This window comes from Acidipropionibacterium thoenii DSM 20276 (genome assembly GCF_000423445.1).
Taxonomy (GTDB): Bacteria; Actinomycetota; Actinomycetes; order Propionibacteriales; family Propionibacteriaceae; genus Acidipropionibacterium; species Acidipropionibacterium thoenii.
On the sequence record NZ_AUHZ01000015.1, the window covers coordinates 15,660 to 33,858 of the forward strand.

At 68.8% G+C, this 18,199-nt stretch carries 18 protein-coding genes; 15 read left to right on the top strand and 3 right to left on the bottom strand.

The window, feature by feature from the left end:
• Positions 1-9: 9 nt before the first annotated feature.
• The 13 genes from G554_RS15090 (at position 10) to ilvC (ending at position 12,307) form a co-directional block, all read left to right on the top strand.
• A complete protein-coding gene (locus G554_RS15090) occupies positions 10-1,038 on the top strand; it encodes a helix-turn-helix transcriptional regulator (RefSeq protein WP_051232592.1) in 1,029 nt (342 codons plus the stop codon).
• Positions 1,032-2,003 carry a helix-turn-helix transcriptional regulator gene (locus G554_RS0106555; RefSeq protein ID WP_036924913.1) on the top strand — a complete coding sequence of 324 codons (972 nt, stop codon included), beginning with the start codon at positions 1,032-1,034 and terminating at the stop codon, positions 2,001-2,003. Before G554_RS15090 ends, G554_RS0106555 begins: the two co-directional genes overlap by 7 nt.
• Positions 2,003-2,224: a hypothetical protein gene (locus G554_RS15095; protein WP_245569979.1), complete on the top strand. Its 222-nt coding sequence runs from the start codon at positions 2,003-2,005 to the stop codon at positions 2,222-2,224. The genes G554_RS0106555 and G554_RS15095 overlap by 1 nt, the downstream gene beginning before the upstream one ends.
• A 75-nt stretch (positions 2,225-2,299) precedes the next feature.
• Positions 2,300-2,563: a twin-arginine translocase TatA/TatE family subunit gene (locus G554_RS15100; RefSeq protein ID WP_071162164.1), complete on the top strand. Its 264-nt coding sequence runs from the start codon at positions 2,300-2,302 to the stop codon at positions 2,561-2,563.
• A 29-nt stretch (positions 2,564-2,592) separates the two neighbouring features.
• On the top strand, positions 2,593-3,498 hold the full coding sequence (gene tatC / locus G554_RS0106570) for a twin-arginine translocase subunit TatC (protein ID WP_051232595.1): 906 nt from the start codon (positions 2,593-2,595) through the stop codon (positions 3,496-3,498).
• Entirely contained in the window at positions 3,495-3,857 is a 363-nt protein-coding gene (locus G554_RS18330; protein ID WP_245569980.1) for a diacylglycerol/lipid kinase family protein, read from the top strand. Before tatC ends, G554_RS18330 begins: the two co-directional genes overlap by 4 nt.
• Positions 3,858-3,875: 18 nt before the next feature.
• The gene (locus G554_RS18335; protein ID WP_245569981.1) at positions 3,876-4,493 is read left to right on the top strand and encodes a hypothetical protein; all 618 of its coding nucleotides are present in this window, start codon (positions 3,876-3,878) and stop codon (positions 4,491-4,493) included.
• A 29-nt stretch (positions 4,494-4,522) separates the two neighbouring features.
• Positions 4,523-7,351, top strand: a complete 2,829-nt coding sequence (locus G554_RS0106580) for a DEAD/DEAH box helicase (RefSeq protein WP_027587293.1) — start codon at positions 4,523-4,525, stop codon at positions 7,349-7,351.
• Between the two features lie 28 nt (positions 7,352-7,379).
• On the top strand, positions 7,380-8,141 hold the full coding sequence (gene hisF / locus G554_RS0106585) for an imidazole glycerol phosphate synthase subunit HisF (RefSeq protein ID WP_027587294.1): 762 nt from the start codon (positions 7,380-7,382) through the stop codon (positions 8,139-8,141).
• Between the two features lie 51 nt (positions 8,142-8,192).
• Entirely contained in the window at positions 8,193-8,588 is a 396-nt protein-coding gene (locus G554_RS0106590) for an HIT family protein (RefSeq protein WP_027587295.1), read from the top strand.
• A gap of 306 nt (positions 8,589-8,894) precedes the next feature.
• The gene (locus G554_RS15110) at positions 8,895-10,709 is read left to right on the top strand and encodes an acetolactate synthase large subunit (RefSeq protein WP_051232597.1); all 1,815 of its coding nucleotides are present in this window, start codon (positions 8,895-8,897) and stop codon (positions 10,707-10,709) included.
• A 3-nt stretch (positions 10,710-10,712) separates the two neighbouring features.
• On the top strand, positions 10,713-11,231 hold the full coding sequence (gene ilvN / locus G554_RS0106600; RefSeq protein WP_027587296.1) for an acetolactate synthase small subunit: 519 nt from the start codon (positions 10,713-10,715) through the stop codon (positions 11,229-11,231).
• A 47-nt stretch (positions 11,232-11,278) separates the two neighbouring features.
• On the top strand, positions 11,279-12,307 hold the full coding sequence (ilvC, locus tag G554_RS0106605; RefSeq protein ID WP_027587297.1) for a ketol-acid reductoisomerase: 1,029 nt from the start codon (positions 11,279-11,281) through the stop codon (positions 12,305-12,307).
• A gap of 107 nt (positions 12,308-12,414) precedes the next feature.
• On the opposite strand, the gene G554_RS0106610 is transcribed toward ilvC, so the two are convergent.
• Together G554_RS0106610 and G554_RS0106615 are read right to left on the bottom strand one after the other, a co-directional pair.
• Entirely contained in the window at positions 12,415-12,981 is a 567-nt protein-coding gene (locus tag G554_RS0106610) for an O-methyltransferase (protein ID WP_027587298.1), read from the bottom strand.
• A 39-nt stretch (positions 12,982-13,020) separates the two neighbouring features.
• A complete protein-coding gene (locus G554_RS0106615) occupies positions 13,021-14,094 on the bottom strand; it encodes a 3-isopropylmalate dehydrogenase (protein ID WP_027587299.1) in 1,074 nt (357 codons plus the stop codon).
• Between the two features lie 88 nt (positions 14,095-14,182).
• On the opposite strand from G554_RS0106615, the gene G554_RS0106620 reads away from it, so the two are divergent.
• Positions 14,183-15,274 (top strand): branched-chain amino acid aminotransferase, encoded by a 1,092-nt coding sequence (locus tag G554_RS0106620; RefSeq protein WP_027587300.1) that lies wholly within the window; start codon positions 14,183-14,185, stop codon positions 15,272-15,274.
• A gap of 9 nt (positions 15,275-15,283) precedes the next feature.
• The gene (gene cimA, locus G554_RS0106625; protein ID WP_036924919.1) at positions 15,284-16,918 is read left to right on the top strand and encodes a citramalate synthase; all 1,635 of its coding nucleotides are present in this window, start codon (positions 15,284-15,286) and stop codon (positions 16,916-16,918) included.
• Here cimA and G554_RS0106630 read toward each other — a convergent pair.
• Complete coding sequence (locus G554_RS0106630; protein ID WP_027587302.1) at positions 16,905-18,185, bottom strand: thymidine phosphorylase; 1,281 nt, start codon at positions 18,183-18,185, stop codon at positions 16,905-16,907. The genes cimA and G554_RS0106630 overlap by 14 nt on opposite strands.
• Positions 18,186-18,199: the final 14 nt, after the last annotated feature.

Sequence of the window (18,199 nt, forward strand, 5' to 3'; positions counted from 1 at the left end):
GAGGTGCTCATGTCGTCACGTCGTTCCGAACGGCTGGTGAACCTGGTCATCGCCCTGCTGGTGACCGATCGGCCGCTGACCCGTGCCGAGCTGCAGGCCACCATCGTCGACTATCGGGGTAAGTCGGTGGCCGCCTTCGAGCGGATCTTCGAGCGCGACAAGGACGAACTGCGCAACCAGGGCATCGACGTCCGTGCCGTCGACATCGACTCCTACTTCGGCCATGAGGTCGGCTACCGGATCCCCCGATCGGATTTCGAGCTGCCAGCGGTGCAGTTCAGCCAGGCCGAGGCCGACGCACTGGGGATGGCCGCCAGGGTCTGGCGGGACAAGGTTCTCGACGAGTCCTCCGCCTCGGCACTGACCAAGCTTCGGGCCGCCGGGGTCGAGCCCGATACCGAGGCCGGGATCTCCACCCAGGTGTCCTCGGGCCCCGACCAGACCGGCTTCCCGGAGTTGTGGCGTGCCACCTTGTCGGCGACTCCGGTGCGGTTCGGCTACCGGGATGCCATCGAACGTCACGTCGAGCCGTGGCGCCTGGTGCTGCGCAGGGGCCACTGGTATCTGCTGGGCTTCGACCGTGACAGGCGGGACGCCAGGATCTTCCGGCTCTCGCGGATCAGTTCGCCGGTCGTCGAGGAGGGCCAGCCAGGATCGGTGAGCAGACCCGACCCCGAGGTCGTCCAGGGTCATCTCAGCCGCCTGGAGCCCCCGCCGGCAGAACCGGTCCCCGCCCTGATCGCCCACCACCACGGCCTGCGGATGCCCGGCCCTGCGGTGCCGGCCGAGCTGCCGACGGATCTGCCCGAGGGGGTCGGGCTCCCGGCGGACTTCGTCGCCGAGACGGTGGTCTTCGCCGGGATGGATCAGCTGGTGACGTTCCTCCTGCAGTCCGGTGGCAGGGCCGTGCTGGTGGCCCCCGACCGGGCCCGCCAGGCGCTGGCGCAACGAGTCGTGGCGATCGACGCGAGGTCCTGGAGCCATCGGCGCTCACCGGCCGCCGGCCGGCCGGAGTCGGAAGGGGCCTCACCATGGTGACGCACTCCCAGGCCGAGGTCACCCGGCTGCTGTCACTGGTGCCCTATCTTCGCGCCCACCCCGGGGTGCCGCTGACCCGGGTCGCCGAGGTCTTCGGGGTGTCCCCCTCCCGGATCGTCGCAGATCTCAAGACGCTGTGGATGTGCGGACTTCCCGGCGGGTTGCCCGACGACCTCATCGACATCGACATGGATGCCGTCGACGACGAGGGGACCGTCACGATCGACAATGCCGATGTGCTGCCCCGTCCGATGCGCCTGACCCCCGACGAGGCCTGGTCCCTGCTGGCCGCACTCCAGGTGGTCGGCGACCTGGCCGACCCCTCGGTGCGCCCTGCCGTCGGCTCCGCCTCGGCCACCCTGCGCACCGTGATACCCCAGATCGGGCCCGATCCGATCCAGGCCAGCACCGGCGCGGGATCGGACCGGCGCAGGGAGTGGTTCGCCCGGGCGATCGCCGAGGTATGGCGGCTCAAACTGGTGCACCGGCGTCAGCAAGCCGCCCAGACCACCAACCCGACCGTCGACCCGGTGCGGGTCGAGGTCCGCGATGGTCACAGCTATCTGTTGGGCTGGTCCCTGGACCGCAAGGCCTGGCGGAGTTGGCGGCTGGATCGCATCGAGCGGGCCGATCAGGTCGGGACGGCGACCAGTCACGGGGAGCCGCCGGCGGAGCTCGACTGGTTCTCTGACCTGCCCGCCTCCGACGAGGTCACCCTGACGCTGGCGCCCTCGGCCGGGTGGGTGGCCGAGTACCATCCGACCCGCAAGGTCGAGAGGACCGCCGAGGGCTGGAGGGTGACCTTCGCCGTCGCCTCGCAGGGCTGGCTGGCCGACCTGCTGCTGGCCCTGGGTCCCGAGGTCTACGCGGTGGACCCCCCGCAGGCTGCCGGGCGGGCGGCCGAGCTGCTGCGCCGGGCTGCGACGGCCAATGGGCTGGCCACCCCGGCCGGGCAGGGTGAGTGATGATGTGGTGGCTGTGGGTGCTGATCCTGGCCCTGGTGGGCGGTCTGGTGCTGACCTGCTGGGGGCTGTGGTGGCTGTGGCACAAGGTGACCGGTCTCGGATCTGATCTGGACGGCGTCCTGAAGCGCCTGGACGACCTCGGTGAGGTGCTCGACCAGCTCGACCTGGAGCCCCTGGACGAGGGCACTTCGCCCCGGGGTGGCAAGGGTCGGGCGTGGTAGCCTGAACTGCGATGTCGACCCGCGATGAAGGTCAACGCGGGCCCCAGACGTCCAATGCCAGAAAGGTTGTCAGCAATGGCTCCAGAGCTGATTCTCATCAATGAGATATCAATCATCATCGTCATCGTTCTCGCCCTGGTGCTGTTCGGCGGATCGCGGATCGCCGGCGTCGGCAAGGGTGCCGGTCGAGCCATTCGCGAGTTCAAGGAGGAGACCAAGAGCCTGGACGGGGACAAGAAGTCCGACCAGACCACGACCTCCACTCCTGCGGTGGCCGATCCGGTCGTCACCGACCCGCCCGTCAGCAATCCCACCGACGCCCAGACCAAGGCGGAGTGACGCTCCGGGTCTGAACCGGACAGGTCTTCATGAGCATCGACACCAGTCGCAGTGTCACCGAGGGTGACCTCGCACAGGCGCAGCAGCCCCGTCAGCCGGGGCGCTTCGCCTGGCTCCGTCCGCCCCAGGGCGGCGAGGGCGGGACGATGTCGCTGCTGGACCATCTCGCAGAGTTGCGCTACCGGGTGGTCTTCTCCCTGGTGGCGGTGATCGTCACCAGCTCGATCGCCTTCGTCTTCTACCGGCCTCTGGTCGAAGTGGTGATGTGGCCCTACCAGCGGGCCAGCGAGGCCATCATGGCCAAGAACCCGGAGGCCCATCTGCAGGTCGTCAACACCGGCGTCACCGCGCCGTTCATGTTGAACCTGCGGATCGCGGTGCTGGTCGGGCTGATCGCCGCCTGTCCGATCTGGCTCTACCAGCTGTGGGCCTTCATCGTCCCCGGTCTGGTCGTCAAGGAGAAGCGCTGGGCGATCCGTTTCCTGGGGGCAGCGGTGCCACTGTTCCTGATCGGCTCGGCGCTGGGCTACTGGGTGATGCCGAAGGCCATCGCGATGATGCTGAACTTCACCCCCAACGGGATGGGCATCACCAACCTGCTCGACATGAATGCCTTCCTCGATCTGGAGCTGAGGCTCATCCTGCTGTTCGGTTGCAGCTTCCTGCTGCCCGTGGTGCTGGTGATCCTCAACATGGTCGGGGTCCTCAAGGCCACCCAGTTGGCGTCCGCCCGGAAGTGGGCGATCTTCGGCTTCTTCGTGCTGGGGGCGTTCGCCAACCCGGCTGGCGACCCGATCTCGATGTCGGCTCTGGCAGTGCCGCTGACGGTGATGTACTTCGTCGCCGAGCTGATCTGCCGGGCCCACGACAAGAAGGCCGCTGCCAACGAGTCGCTGGGCATCAACCCCGACGAGTTCAAACTCGACATCGAGTGAGCGAGACCGGCCGGTGGCCGGTGCCCGCACGGGAGCGGCCCGGCACCCTCACCCTGGTCGTCAATCCCACCTCCGGTGGTGGTGCTGCCCGCAGGCTGGCCCCGCTGGTCGCCGGGCGGCTGTCGGCACAGCTGCCCGACACCGCGCTACGCACCATCCTCAGCGAATCGATGGGCCACGCGCACCAGGTGATGGTCGAGGCGGTCGCGCGCGCCCGTGCCGACCCCAACTCCGGGCCCCACAACCTGGTCGTGATGGGTGGTGACGGGATGAGCCACCTCGGCCTGAACGCTGCGGCCGACAGCCCGGTGCGGCTCGGCATCGTGCCGGCCGGCACCGGAAATGACTTCTGCCGTTGAGTCGGACTGCCGCGCCGGATGGACCGCGCCATCGAGGCCATCGTCTCGGGCCGGGTCGCCGACATTGATCTGGCCCAGGCGACAGGACCTCTGCACCACGTCTGCGGAACGGGGCAGGCCGAGGCCAGGTGGTTGGGATCGGTGCTGTCGAGTGGGTACGACGCCCGGGTCAACCGGCGTGCCAACGCGTTGCCGGTCCGCTTCGGGGCGGCCTCCTACGGTTATGTCGCGCTGGCGGAGCTGGCCCGCTTCACCCCGCTGCGCTACCGACTGGTCATCGACGGCCGGGCCCGCGAGCTGGACGCCATGCTGGTGGCGGTGGGCAATGCCGGCTGGATCGGGGGCGGGATGCGGATCTGTCCGCGTGCCCAGGTACGGGACGGAATGCTCGACATCACCATCATTCATCCGGTGAGCCGCAAGATCCTGCTGGCCGCCCTGGCCACTGTGTACACCGGTGCTTTCGCCAGGCTGCCCTTCGTGGAGCTGCTGCGAGCCCGCACCGTCACCATCGACGGGGAGAGCCCGGCAGACGGGCAGGAACTGTTCGCGATGGCCGACGGCGAGGAGTTCGGCGACCTGCCGATCACCGTGACCTGCCGGCCCCGGGCCCTGCACCTGCTCGGCGTCTCCTGAACATCGCCTCCTGAACTAGGTTGGGGCCCATGGACTCTGCCGATACCCGGGCCAACTCCCGCGCCTTCTCCCGGTTCGCCGAGGGCTACGACTTCCCCCTCGACGAGTACCAGGTGACGGCCTGCCGAGATCTCGACGATGGGGCCGGGGTGCTGGTGGCCGCCCCCACCGGGGCCGGCAAGACGGTGGTCGGGGAGTACGCCACCTTCCTGGCTCTGGAGACCGGCCGCAAGTGCTTCTACACCACTCCCATCAAGGCACTGTCCAACCAGAAGTTCCATGACCTGGCGGCCCGATACGGCGCCGACCAGGTCGGGTTGCTCACCGGCGACGTCTCGGTGAACTCCGAGGCGCCCATCGTGGTGATGACCACCGAGGTGCTGCGCAACATGATCTACGCCAACTCCCGGACCCTGCAGGGACTCGGCTGGGTGGTGATGGACGAGGTGCACTACCTGGCCGACCGGTTCCGCGGCCCGGTCTGGGAGGAGGTCATCCTCGGTCTGGACCCCGGGGTCCGGCTGGTGTGCCTGTCGGCGACCGTCTCCAATGCCGAGGAGTTCGGCGAGTGGCTGGCGGAGGTGCGCGGGGACATCCGGGTCATCGTCTCGGAGACCCGACCGGTGCCGCTGGACCAGCACGTCGCGGTGGCCCGCAGGCTGATCGACCTGTTCGCACCCGAGGCCCCCGGCGACGTCAACCCCGAACTGGTGAGGATCGCCCGGGAGGAGGCCAGATTCCAGCGCGACGACTCCCGGCGTCCCCGCGGCCGCAATGGCAGGGGCCGCAAGAGCGTGTCCTACGGATCGGGACGGTTCGGCGGGGCCAGTGCCGGTGGGGACCGGGACCGCGGTGACCGTCGCGGCCCCCGCAACAGCCCGAGCCGCTCCCAGGTGGTGCGCTCGCTGCGGCAGGCCGGTCTGCTGCCGGCCATCATCTTCGTCTTCTCGCGCACTGGCTGCGACGCGGCGGTGAGCCAGCTGATGAACTCCGATGTGGTGCTCACCAGCCCCGCTGAGGCCGCCGAACTGCGCCGGATCGCCGAACGCCACGGCGCCGCACTGACCGCTGAGGAACGCGCCGCACTGGGATGGGACCGCTTCCTGGCCGCCTTCTGCCGCGGCATCGCAGCCCACCATGCCGGCCTGCTGCCGGTGATCAAGGACATCGTCGAGGAGGGATTCGTCACCGGACTGGTCAAGGTGGTGGTGGCCACCGAGACCCTGGCCCTGGGCATCAACATGCCGGCCCGCACCGTCGTCATCGAGAAGCTCGTCAAGTACAACGGCCAGACCCATGCCGACATCACACCTGGCGAGTACACCCAGCTCACCGGTCGGGCCGGGCGGCGCGGCATCGATGACCAGGGCCATGCGGTGGTCTGCTGGCAGCCCGGGATGGACCCCCGGGCGGTCGCCGGGCTGGCCTCCCGACGCACCTATCCGCTGCGATCGGCCTTCACACCGACCTACAACATGGCGGTCAACCTGGTGGCATCGATGGGGCGACGCCGGGCCGCCCAGGTGCTGGAGCACAGCTTCGCCCAGTTCCAGACCGAACGGCGGCTCGGCGGTGCCAACTCCTCCCAGCGCCGCCATGATGACCGGACCATCGAGCAGCTGCTGGCCTCGGCGCACTGCGAGCGGGGTGACTTCACCGAGTATGCCGGGCTGCGCGAGCAGGTCTCCCAGGCCGAGGCGGAGCAGGCCAGGCTGCGCCGCGGGGCGCGCGACGCGGAGATCGCGGACTCGCTGTCGGCACTGGATCCCGGCGACATCATCGCGGTGCCGGCCGGCCCGCACGCCGGATGGGCTGTGGTCATCGATCCGGGCACCCACGGCGGTCATCGTGGAGGTGGCGGATCGGCGAGGAAGGGGGCACACCGTGGTGGCGACAGTCGCCCCCACCCGCTGGCGATGGTCGAGGGCAGGAAGGTGATGAGACTGGGAGAGGCCGACATCGACTCCCCGGTACGCCGCTACGGCGGGGTGCGGCTGCCGGCCCACTTCCATCCCGGTGACGCCACCGCCCGCCGCAACCTGGGCAGGGCATTCGACGACGCCCGAGCCCGCCTGCCCGAGCTTCCCGAGCGACCCGACAAGGCCGCCATCGACGCCGAACTGGGCGCCCGGATCGCCGAGCTGCGGGCTGAGATCCGCCAGCATCCCTGTCACCACTGCCCCGACCGGGAGAAGCACGCCCGGTTCGCCGAGAAGGCGATGGCGATGCGACGCAAGGCTGACGCCGCTGCCGAGAAGGCACGGCGCCAGTCGGGCTCGATAGCCGCCAAGTTCGACCGGATCTGTCTGGTGCTCAGCGAGCTCGGCTATCTCACCGACGCCGGTTCTGCCATCAGCGACCAGGGCCGGATGCTCACCCGGATCTTCTCCGAGCTCGACCTGGTCACCGCGGAGGCCGTCCGGGAAGGGGTCCTCGACGACCTGGACGTCCCCCAGTTGACCGCCGTGCTGTCGACCCTGGTCTTCGAGTCCAGGCCGGCCGACCGGCGCCGGGGAGCCTGGCTTCCCGACGACTCCTGTGAGCAGGCGGTGAGCAGGCTGCGATCAGTGCGGGCCCGGGTCGGCCGACTGGAGAGGGAGCACCGGCTGGAGCCGCCGCGGGACCTGGACGTCGGATTCGCCGAGCAGATCTACGCCTGGGCTGCCGGTGCGGGCCTGGAGGTGCTGCTGGCCGATGGCATGAGTGCCGGGGACTTCGTCCGTCAGGCTCGGCAGGTCGCCGACCTGGCCGGTCAGATCGCCGCTGCCGGGGTGGACGAGGAGCTGGCCCGGAACTGCCGGCGGGCCGTCAATGCCATCCAGCGCGGCGTCGTCTCGATGTCGGGAGAGGATGCCTGAGCGGGTCGGGGATGGCTAGGCTCGCCCCATGGGTGTTGCGCTGCGGGTCATCCCGTGTCTGGATGTCAAGGACGGCCGGGTCGTCAAGGGAGTCAACTTCACCGGTCTGCGGGACGCCGGGGATCCGGTCGAGCTGGCCCAGGCCTATGGCGAGCTGGGGGCCGATGAACTCACCTTCCTCGACATCTCCGCCTCCACCGAGGGCCGTGCCACCACCCGCGAGATGGTCACCAGGTGCGCCCAGACGGTCTTCATCCCGCTGACCGTCGGCGGGGGAGTGCGCTCGGTCGCCGACGTCGACTCCCTGCTGCGCTGCGGGGCCGACAAGGTCGGCATCAACACCGGGGCGATCGCCCGGCCCGAGGTGATCGGCGAGATCGCCGACCGGTTCGGCAACCAGGTGATGGTGCTGTCCCTGGACGCCCGCCGGGAGCCCGGACATCCTTCGGGATTCGGCGTCACCACCTTCGGGGGCACCCGCTCGGCCGGGCTGGACGCCATCGCCTGGTGCAAGGAGGCCGTCGAGCGGGGAGCCGGCGAGGTGCTGCTCAACTCGATGGACGCCGACGGCACCACCGACGGCTTCGACATCGAGATGATCGAGGCGGTCCGCGCCGAGATCGACGTCCCCCTGATCGCCTCTGGAGGTGCCGGCACCGTCGAGCACTTCGTGGCCGCGGCCCGGGCCGGGGCCGACGCCGTGCTGGCGGCCTCCGTCTTCCACTACCGCACACTCACCATCGCGGCCGTCAAGGACGGCCTGCGCGCCGCCGGCTTCGAGGTGCGCTGAGACCCTGCGGCATCGGCCCCGGCCGCCGGCAGTTCATGGTAGGCATGGCTCATGGACTGCCTCTTCTGCTCAATCATCGCCGGTGACATCCCCTCCCGCAGGGTGGCCGAGGACCAGGTCGGCGTCGCCTTCCTGGACGTCTCCCCCTTCCAGGACGGCCACACTCTGGTGGTGCCTCGCCGCCACGTCCCCGACATCTGCGGCAATGATGGCGAGCTGGCCCGGATCGCCCCGCTCATCACCCGCGTCTCCAGCCTGCTGATCGAGAAGCTCGGCGCGCAGGGGATGAACGTCGTCTCCAACATCGGTGAGGTATCGGGTCAGTCGGTCTTCCACCTGCACGTGCACCTCATCCCGCGCTACGAGGCCGAGCCCGGGTTCGATGCCATCAGGTCCCAGCGCCCGCTGCGAGATCCCGAGGAGGTGCTGGCCCTCATTCGGGGCTGAGATGAGCCGGTACCGAAGAAACCTGTCCAACATGTGGGATTACCGTCCCATTTTTTTGACATGGTGGGTCGGATACGGAATTGTTCCTCCCATGAACGGCCTCGTTGTTCTTAGTTAGCGTCTTGACCCCGGTCAGGACGCTCCCTCGCATGCCACTCGGCATCGAGGGTTTTTTCTTGTCAGGGGCCGATGTCGCCAGCATCCGGGAACGCGGCTCCTGATGAGCCCGGCCGTCTCGATGACGACGTAGATGGTGCACAGTTCGCGACGCAAGGTTCGCGACACGGAGGGAATGGAGGATCAGCGATGGCTGACAATCCCCGGCAACCGAAGCAGATGACAGGCGCGCAGATGATTGTCGCCAGCCTCGAGAAGCTCGGTGTCGACGTGGTCTTCGGGCTTCCCGGTGGTGCGATCATGCCCACCTACGACCCGCTGATGGACTCCTCCAAGGTGCGCCACATCCTGGTGCGCCACGAGCAGGGGGCCGGGCACGCCGCCGAGGGATACGCAGTGGTCACCGGACGGGTCGGGGTGTGCATGGCGACCTCGGGTCCCGGTGCCACCAATCTGGTCACCTCGCTGTACGACGCCTACCTGGACTCGGTGCCGATGGTGGCCATCACCGGCCAGGTCGGCAGCTCACTGATCGGAACCGACGGCTTCCAGGAGGCCGACATCCGCGGCATCACGATGCCGATCACCAAGCACAACTTCCTGGTCACCGAGGCCTCGGCGATCCCGCTGGCGCTGGCCGAGGCCTTCCACATCGCCTCCACCGGGCGTCCCGGCCCGGTACTGGTCGACATCGCCAAGAACGCCCAGCAGGACACCGCCCCCTTCGTGTGGCCCAAGCAGTACGACCTGCCCGGCTACAAGCCGACCACCCGGCCGCACTCTCGCCAGATCAAGGAGGCCAGCACCCTGATCCGCCAGGCCAGCCGACCGGTGCTCTACATCGGCGGGGGAGTGGCCAGGGCCAACGCCGCCCCGGAGCTGATGAAGCTGGTCGAGGTGACCGGCATCCCGGTCACCACCACCCTGATGGCCCGCGACGTCTTCCCCGACTCCCACCCCAGGGCACTGGGGATGCCCGGGATGCACGGTTCGGTGGCCGCCGTCGGCGCCCTGCAGCGCGCCGACCTCATCATCGCGGTGGGCACTCGCTTCGACGACCGGGTCACCGGACGCCTGGACACCTTCGCCCCGCAGGCCAAGGTCATCCACGCCGATGTGGATCCCGCCGAGATCGGCAAGAACCGGCACGCCGACGTCCCGATCGTCGGTGATGCCAAGCTCACCCTGGCCAAGCTCATCGATGCGCTGGAGGGCAAGATGCTGCCCGACATCTCGGCCTGGAACGACCAGCTGGACGCCATGAAGCAGGTCTACGCACCCTCCTGGGAGGAGCCGCCGGCCGGCAAGATCTCCCCGCAGTGGGTGATCTCGAGGATCGGGGCAATGGCTCCCGACAACTCGATCTTCGTCACCGGGGTGGGTCAGCACCAGATGTGGGCCTCCCACTTCCTGCCCCACAACAGGCCGCACTCCTGGCTCACCTCGGGCGGAGCCGGCACGATGGGCTACTGCGTGCCTGCCGCGATGGGTGCCCAGGTGGGCGCCCCCGATGCCACTGTGTGGGGGATCGACGGTGACGGTTGCTTCCAGATGACCAACCAGGAGCTGGTCACCTGCGCCCTCAACGGCATCCCGGTCAAGATCGCCATCATCAACAACAACGTGCTGGGCATGGTGCGGCAGTGGCAGAACCTGTTCTACAACAAGCGGTTCTCCCAGACCGACCTGCACTCCGACGCGCTGCCCGACTTCGTCAAGCTCGCCGAGGCGCTGGGCTGCGCGGCCTTCCGGGTCACCGAGGCAGACGACGTCGACGCCGCCATCGAGAGGGCCAATGCCATCAACGACCGTCCGGTGGTCGTGGAGTTCGTGGTCCACAAGGACGCCATGGTCTGGCCGATGGTGGCCTCCGGCACCAGCAATGACGAGATCAAGATCGCCCGCGGACTGGCCCCCGACTGGGGTGAGCAGGCCGCCGATGAGGACTCGGCCGAACCCGCCGTCCCGGTCGGCACGGTTGCCGCCACGACAGGAGAGAACTGAATCATGAGCAGCACTCACATCCTGTCCATGTCGGTGGTCAACCACCCCGGCGTCCTCACCCGGGTGGCCGGGTTGTTCGCCCGCCGCGGTTTCAACATCGAGTCGCTGACCGTCTCACCGACCACTGACCCCGACGAGTCGCGGATGACCATCGGCGTCGGCGTCGACTCCCCCCAGACCCTCGAGCAGATCGTCAAACAGCTCAACAAGCTCATCGAGGTGCACAAGATCATCGAGCTGGAGGACGGCGCGGTGGCCCGCGAACTGGTGCTGGTGAAGGTGCGCTCCACCCCCCAGACGCGCTCCCAGGTGATCGACACCGTCTCGCTGTTCCGCGGCAAGGCGGTCGACGTCTCACCGGAGTCGCTCACCGTCGAGGCCACCGGGGGCCGTGAGAAGCTGGACGCACTGGTGAAGATGCTCGAGCCCTTCGGCATCATCGAACTCGTCCAGTCGGGCCGGGTGGCCCTCAACCGCGGGGCAGCGGCGCTGACCTCCCGCGGATCACGCAGCGGCACCTGACCCGCTACGGCAACAGACCTCTTTTCCATCAACTAGGAGAGAATTTCATGGCAAAGATCTATTACGACGACGACGCGGATCTGTCGATCATCCAGAACCGCCAGGTGGCGATCATCGGGTACGGCTCCCAGGGCCACGCCCATGCGCTCAACCTGCGCGATTCCGGCGTTGACGTCCGGGTCGGGCTTCGTCCCGGATCCAAGTCCATCGCCAAGGCGGAGGCCCAGGGGTTGCGCGTGGTCGGTATCGAGGAGGCCTGCGAGGAGGCCGACGTCATCATGGTGCTGGCCCCCGACCAGAACCAGCGTCAGCTGTACGCCGAGCAGATCGCCCCGCACCTGAAGCCCGGCGATGCGCTGTTCTTCGCCCACGGCTTCAACATCCACTTCGGCTACATCAAGGCCCCGGCTGATGTCGACGTCTGCATGGTCGCCCCCAAGGGCCCCGGCCACATCGTCCGTCGTGAGTACGAGGACGGCCGCGGGGTCCCGGTGCTGGTGTGCGTCGAGCAGGACGCCACCGGACACGCCTGGGAGCTCACCAGGTCCTACGCCAAGGCGCTGGGCGGGCTGCGTGCCGGCGGTATCGAGACCAGCTTCCGCGAGGAGACCGAGACCGACCTGTTCGGTGAGCAGAACGTCCTGTGCGGCGGCCTGTCCCACCTCATCGAGACCGGCTTCGAGGTGCTGACCGAGGCCGGCTACCAGCCGGAGATGGCCTACTTCGAGGTCTGTCACGAGATGAAGATGATCGTCGACCTCATCATTGAGGGCGGCATCTCCAAGCAGCGCTGGTCGATCTCCGATACCGCCGAGTACGGCGACTACGTCTCCGGTCCGCGGGTCATCGACGGTCATGTCAAGGAGAACATGAAGGCGGTGCTGGCCGACATCCAGTCCGGTGCCTTCGCCAAGCGGTTCATCGCCGATCAGGACGCCGGCGCCCCGGAGTTCAAGAAGATGCGCGCTGCCGAGGCCGGCCACCCGATCGAGGCCACCGGCAAGGAGCTGCGCAAGATGTTCTCCTGGATCGAGAACGAGGACGAGGACTACACCGAGGGCTCGGCCGCTCGCTGATCCCCGTCTGCGCCCCTGCCGGCCAGATCCTGATATGACGGAGCCCGTCACCCCCGCGGTGACGGGCTCCGTCACGTGTCGGGACCAGGATGCCCGGATGGCGGCTGCTACAGCTTGCAGGCGATGATGACCGCCAGGTCCTCGGCGAGCTGGATCTCGGTGCAGTTGACCGAGGGATCGGAGCGCCAGGCCAGCCGGGTGTGGTCGACGTCGCCGTCGATGGTGCGTGGCGGGAAGCCGAAGCTGGGGGGCATGTCGTCGATGACGATGAGTCCCGACTTGCGCACCGCCTTGACGATGGTCGGGATCGGGGTGATCCGGGCGATCCGGATGGGCAGCGAGAGCAACCCGAAGGGGCCGTGCTCGGTGAGTTCCTGCCAGCCGCCATGGATCACCTCGACATCCTGGCCGGCCAGGATGGTGCGGACCCGTCGGCAGCGCTCCTCGTCCTCGTCGACGGTCACCACATGGGTGTGCGGTCGCGCTCCCAGCCGAAGCCAGCAGACGCCGGCTCCCGAGCCCGCCTCGCACTCGCCGATCGGACCACGTACCGAGCTGGCCAGGGTGGCCAGCAGCCGGCCGGTCTCGTTGCGGGTGGTGGTGAGGTACCCCTGCTCCAGGGCGTTGTGCAGCGCGGCAGCGACCAGGTCGGGAGTCTCAGGCAGGGGTATCACCCGGGCATTGTCCCATGAACCGGGTGATACCTCGGACCCTCAGATCAACGCGGCGATGGCATCGCCGATCTCGGTGGTGGAGCGTGCCGGGGCGCCGAGCCGGGAGGCGATGTCGGCGCTCACCGCGGTGCGGATCCGCTCGGCATCGGCCGGCCGGCCCAGGTGGTCGAGGAGCAGGGCCATCGAGGAGATCGCGGCGGTCGGGTCCGCCCTGCCGGTCCCGGCGATGTCGGGGGCCGACCCGTGCACCGGCTCGAACATCGAGGGGTATTGGCCGCTGGTGTTGATATTGGCGCTGGGTGCCAGCCCGATGCCACCGGTGACCGCACCTGCCAGGTCGGTGATGATGTCGCCGAACAGATTGTCGGTGACGATCACGTCGAACCGCTGGGGCTCCTTGACCAGGGCGATGGTCACGGCATCGACATGCAGGTAGTCGTGCTCGACCTCGCTGAAGTCGGCGGCGACCTCATCGACCACCCGGCGCCACAGCGACCCGGCGTTGACCAGCACATTGTGCTTGTGGACCAGGGTGAGGTGCCTGCGGCGGGCCCGGGCGCGGGTGAAGGCGTCACGCACCACCCGCTCGACACCGAAGGCGGTGTTGAGGCTCACCTCGGTGGCGATCTCCTGGGGGGTGCCGACGCGCACCGCACCGCCGTTGCCGCAGTACAGACCCTCGGTGCCCTCACGGCACACCACGAAGTCGATCGGGCCGGCGCCGGTGACCGCCTCGGACAGCGGAGTCGGGGTGCCCGGGTACCAGGTCGAGGGCCGCAGGTTGACCCCCTGGTCGAGGGAGAACCGCAGCTTGAGCAGCAGGCCGCGCTCCAGCAGCCCCGAGGGCACCTCGGTGGACCCCGGAGCCGCACCGACCGCGCCCAGCACGATGGCGTCGGCGGTGGCGATCTCGGCCAGGGTGTCGTCATTGAGCACCTCGCCGGTGGCCTTCCAGTGCTCGGCACCCAGCGAGTAGTCCCGGGTGGTGAAGGCGTCGTCGCCGATGGTGGCGGTCAGCACCTTGAGGGCCTCGGCGGTGACCTCGGGGCCGATCCCGTCGCCACCGATGACAGCCAGAGTGGGCACAGCGGAGGAGGAAGCGTCATTCGTCATGGCCTCACGGTATCGACTGGTCCACAATGTGACATTCGAATGTCAGCCTGTGAACAATTCTGGTCGCTGCCGGTGTAGCGTGTCGGCCATGAGTCTGAGCTTTGCAGCCACCGATGATCTGACCTGGTCCTCCGATGAGGCCATTGCCGCGATCCACGCCGACCCCAGGTTCGGAGAGGCCTTCTCCGACCACATGGCCGAGGCCATCTGGACCGTTGACGGCGGCTGGGGCCAGGACGGGGTCGTCGACTATGGCCCGCTCGCCGTCAACCCCGGCAGTGCGGTGCTGCACTATGCCCAGGAGATCTTCGAGGGCCTCAAGGCCTACCGCCACGCCGACGGAACGGTCTGGCTGTTCCGTCCCGACGCCAATGCCGAGCGGTTCGCCAACTCGGCACGGCGTCTGGCCCTTCCGGTGCTGCCGGAGGAGGACTTCGTCACCAGTTGCCTGCAGGTCGCCAGGACCGAGGCCCGCTGGGTCCCCGACCCCGGTGAGAGCGGCGAGAAGAGCCTCTACCTACGTCCCTTCATGATCGCCTACGAGGACTTCCTCGGCGTCGCCCCGGCCAAGCGGGTGCTCTACTCGGTGATCTGCTCCCCGGTCGGCGCCTACTTCTCCGGCGGCGTCTCGGCGGTGCGGATCTGGCTGGAGCGTCACAACTCGCGGACCGCCCCCGGCGGCACCGGTGCGGCCAAGTGCGGTGGCAACTATGCCGCCTCCCTGCTGGCCCAGGAGGAGGCCTATGCCAAGGGTTGCTCCCAGGTGCTGTTCGCCGACGCCGTGGAGCACGCCTGGGTGGAGGAGCTTGGCGGCATGAACATCATGGCCGTCAGCAACGACGGTGAGCTGGTCACTCCCGAGCTGACCGGCACCATCCTGCCCGGTGTCACCCGCCGGTCCATCCTCGAGATGGCCCCCGACATGGGCCTGAAGCCGGTGGCCCGCCGGCTCGGCGTCGACGAGTTGCTCGACGGGATCCGCTCGGGTCGCTTCCCCGAGGTCTTCGCCTGCGGCACCGCCGCGGTCGTCACCCCGATCGGCTCGTTGGTCGACGAGGCGGGGGAGACCACGGTCAAGGAGCAGGCCGGGGAGGTCACGATGGCCATCCGCAACCGCCTCCTCGACATCCAGTACGGCCGTGTGGAGGACACCCACGGCTGGCTGCACCAGGTCTGCTGAGGCCGGGCCATGGCGTCGACCCCCCGCACCCTCGCCGGTAGCGCAGCAGTGTCGGACGGGCCCAGCCTGTTCGACACCACGCTGCGCGACGGAGCCCAGCAGGAGGGGCTGCGATTCAGCGTCGAGGACAAGCTGAAGCTGGCCCGGCTGCTGGACGGACTGGGGCTGGGCTATATCGAGGGGGGCTGGCCCGGCGCCAACCCCAACGACACCGCCTTCTTCCAGCGCGCTCGCACCGAACTGGACCTGGAGCACTCCCAGCTGGTGGCCTTCGGGTCGACCCGGCGTGCCGAGGCTCGGGTCGAGGAGGACTCCCTGGTGGCAGCCCTGCACGACTCCGGGGCACCGGTGATCTGTGTCGTCGGCAAGGCCGACTCCCGCCACGTCGAGAAGGCGCTGCGCACCACCCTGGACGAGAATCTGGCGATGGTCCGCGACACGGTGAGCCATCTGGTGGGTCTGGGCCATCAGGTGATGGTCGACTGCGAGCACTACTTCGACGGCTACCAGTTCGATCCCGAGTACTCGCTGTCGGTGGTCCGGGCTGCCGCCGAGGCCGGCGCCTCGATCGCGGTGCTGTGCGACACCAATGGCGGGATGGTGCCCTCGATGATCTCCCGGATCGTGGCGGACACCGCCGAGATCGGCCTGCCGCTGGGAATCCACTGCCACAATGACACCGGCTGCGCGGTGGCCAACTCGTTGGCCGCCATGGAGGCCGGCGCCGTCCAGATCCAGGGCACCATGAACGGCTACGGGGAGCGCACCGGCAATGCCGATCTGGTGACCCTGATCGGCAACCTGGAGACCAAGTACGATCTGCGGGTGCTGCCCGCAGGTCAGCTGGCGAATCTGTCGGGGGTGGCGCACGCGATCGGCGAGATCGCCAACCAGCTGCCCCAGGCCCGCCAGCCCTATGCCGGACGCTCCAGCTTCGCCCACAAGGCGGGGCTGCACGCCTCGGCGATCCGGATCGACCCGGACCTGTACCAGCACATCGACCCGGCAGTGGTCGGCAATGACATGAGGATGCTGGTCTCGGGCATGTCGGGACGGGCCAACATCCTGCTCAAGGCCAGCGAACTGGGATTCGGTGCCCTCACCCGCGACCAGGCCGGTGAGCTGGTCGAGCTGGTCAAGGCCCGGGAGGTCGACGGGTACTCCTACGAGGCCGCCGATGGCAGCTTCGAGTTGCTGCTGCGCGAGCACCTGGGGCTGGCCACCACCGCCTTCGAGGTGCTGTTCTGGCAGGCCAGCTCCCACCAGACCGGACAGGGAGAGGTGATCACCACCGCGGTGGTCTCCATCCACCCCACCGGGCAGGGATCAGGGGCGACCACTGTGGAGGCGACCGGCAATGGCCCGGTGCACGCCCTGGACCAGGCCCTGCGAGGTGCCCTCATCGACTACTTCCCGCAGATCGCGGCCTGTCATCTCACCGACTACCGGGTCCGCATCCTCGATGACGGTCACGGCACCGACGCCACCGTGCGAGTGCTCATCGACACCGAGATCGACCAGCGGATCACCGCGACGGTGGGGGTCGGCACCGACATCATCGAGGCCAGCTGGGAGGCGCTGTCGGACGCCTACCGGCACGCCCTGGTCTGTGGTGGTGCGACCGCCCCGGTCAGCCTCCGATGACGTCGATCACCCGCGAGGTGCTGGCTGCCCCGGCGCCGAAGGTGAAGGCTCCGGCCAGCGCCTCCTCGGCCCCTCCGATCGCGTCGGCGGTGTCGGTGAACAGGGTGGCCAGCGGCTGACCGGCCGTCACCGTGTCGCCGATCACGGCCTCCAGCCGGACCCCGGCGGCGGCCTGCACCGGGTCCTCCTTGCGGGCCCGCCCGGCACCCAGCCGCCAGGACGCCAGACCCACCGACATGGCGTCGATGCCGGTGAGGACGCCGTCCCGGTCGGCCAGCACCTGCTGGCTGTGATGGGCCACCGGCAGCGCGGCGTCGGGGTCACCGCCCTGGGCGCGCACCATCTGGCGCCAGACGTCCATCGCTCTGCCGTTGCGCAGGTTCTCCTGCGGATCGGCGTCCAGGCCGACCGCCGAGACCATCTGGCGGGCTAGCGCCAGGGTCAGTTCGACGATGTCGGCCGGTCCACCTCCGGCCAGCACCTCGACCGACTCGGCCACCTCGATGCCGTTGCCGATCGCCCGCCCCAGCGGCGATGACATGTCGGTGAGCAGCGCGCTGGTGGCCACCCCGGCGTCGGTTCCCAGACTCACCAGCCGGGCCGCCAGCTCGCGGGCGTCGGCCTGGGTCTTCATGAACGCTCCCGAACCGCACTTGACGTCGAGGACCAGGGCGGAGGTGCCCTCGGCGATCTTCTTGCTCATGATCGAGGAGGCGATCAGCGGGATCGACTCGACGGTGCCGGTGACATCGCGCAGGGCATAGAGCTTCTTGTCGGCGGGCGCCAGCCCCGGTCCGGCCGCGCAGATCACCGCGCCGACACTGTCCAGCTGGGCCATCATCTCGTCATTGGACAGATCGGCCCGCCATCCGGGGATGGCCTCCATCTTGTCCAGGGTGCCGCCGGTGTGGCCCAGACCCCGCCCCGACAGCTGGGGGACAGCCGCCCCGCAGGAGGCCACCAGAGGCGCCAGCGGGAGGGTGATCTTGTCACCGACCCCGCCGGTGGAGTGCTTGTCGACGGTCGGGCGAGACAGCTTCGAGAAGTCCAGCCGGTGGCCCGAGGCGATCATCGCCGCCGTCCAGCGGGACAGCTCGGCGTCATCCAGGCCTTGGAAGAAGACCGCCATCGCCATCGCCGACATCTGCTCGTCGGCCACCACGCCGCGGGTGTAGGCGTCGATGAGCCAGTCGATCTGCTCCGGTTCCAGACGGCGACCCGATCTCTTGGCACGAATGAGATCCACCACTGAGAACTGAGCTGTCATGGCGGCCAGTATTC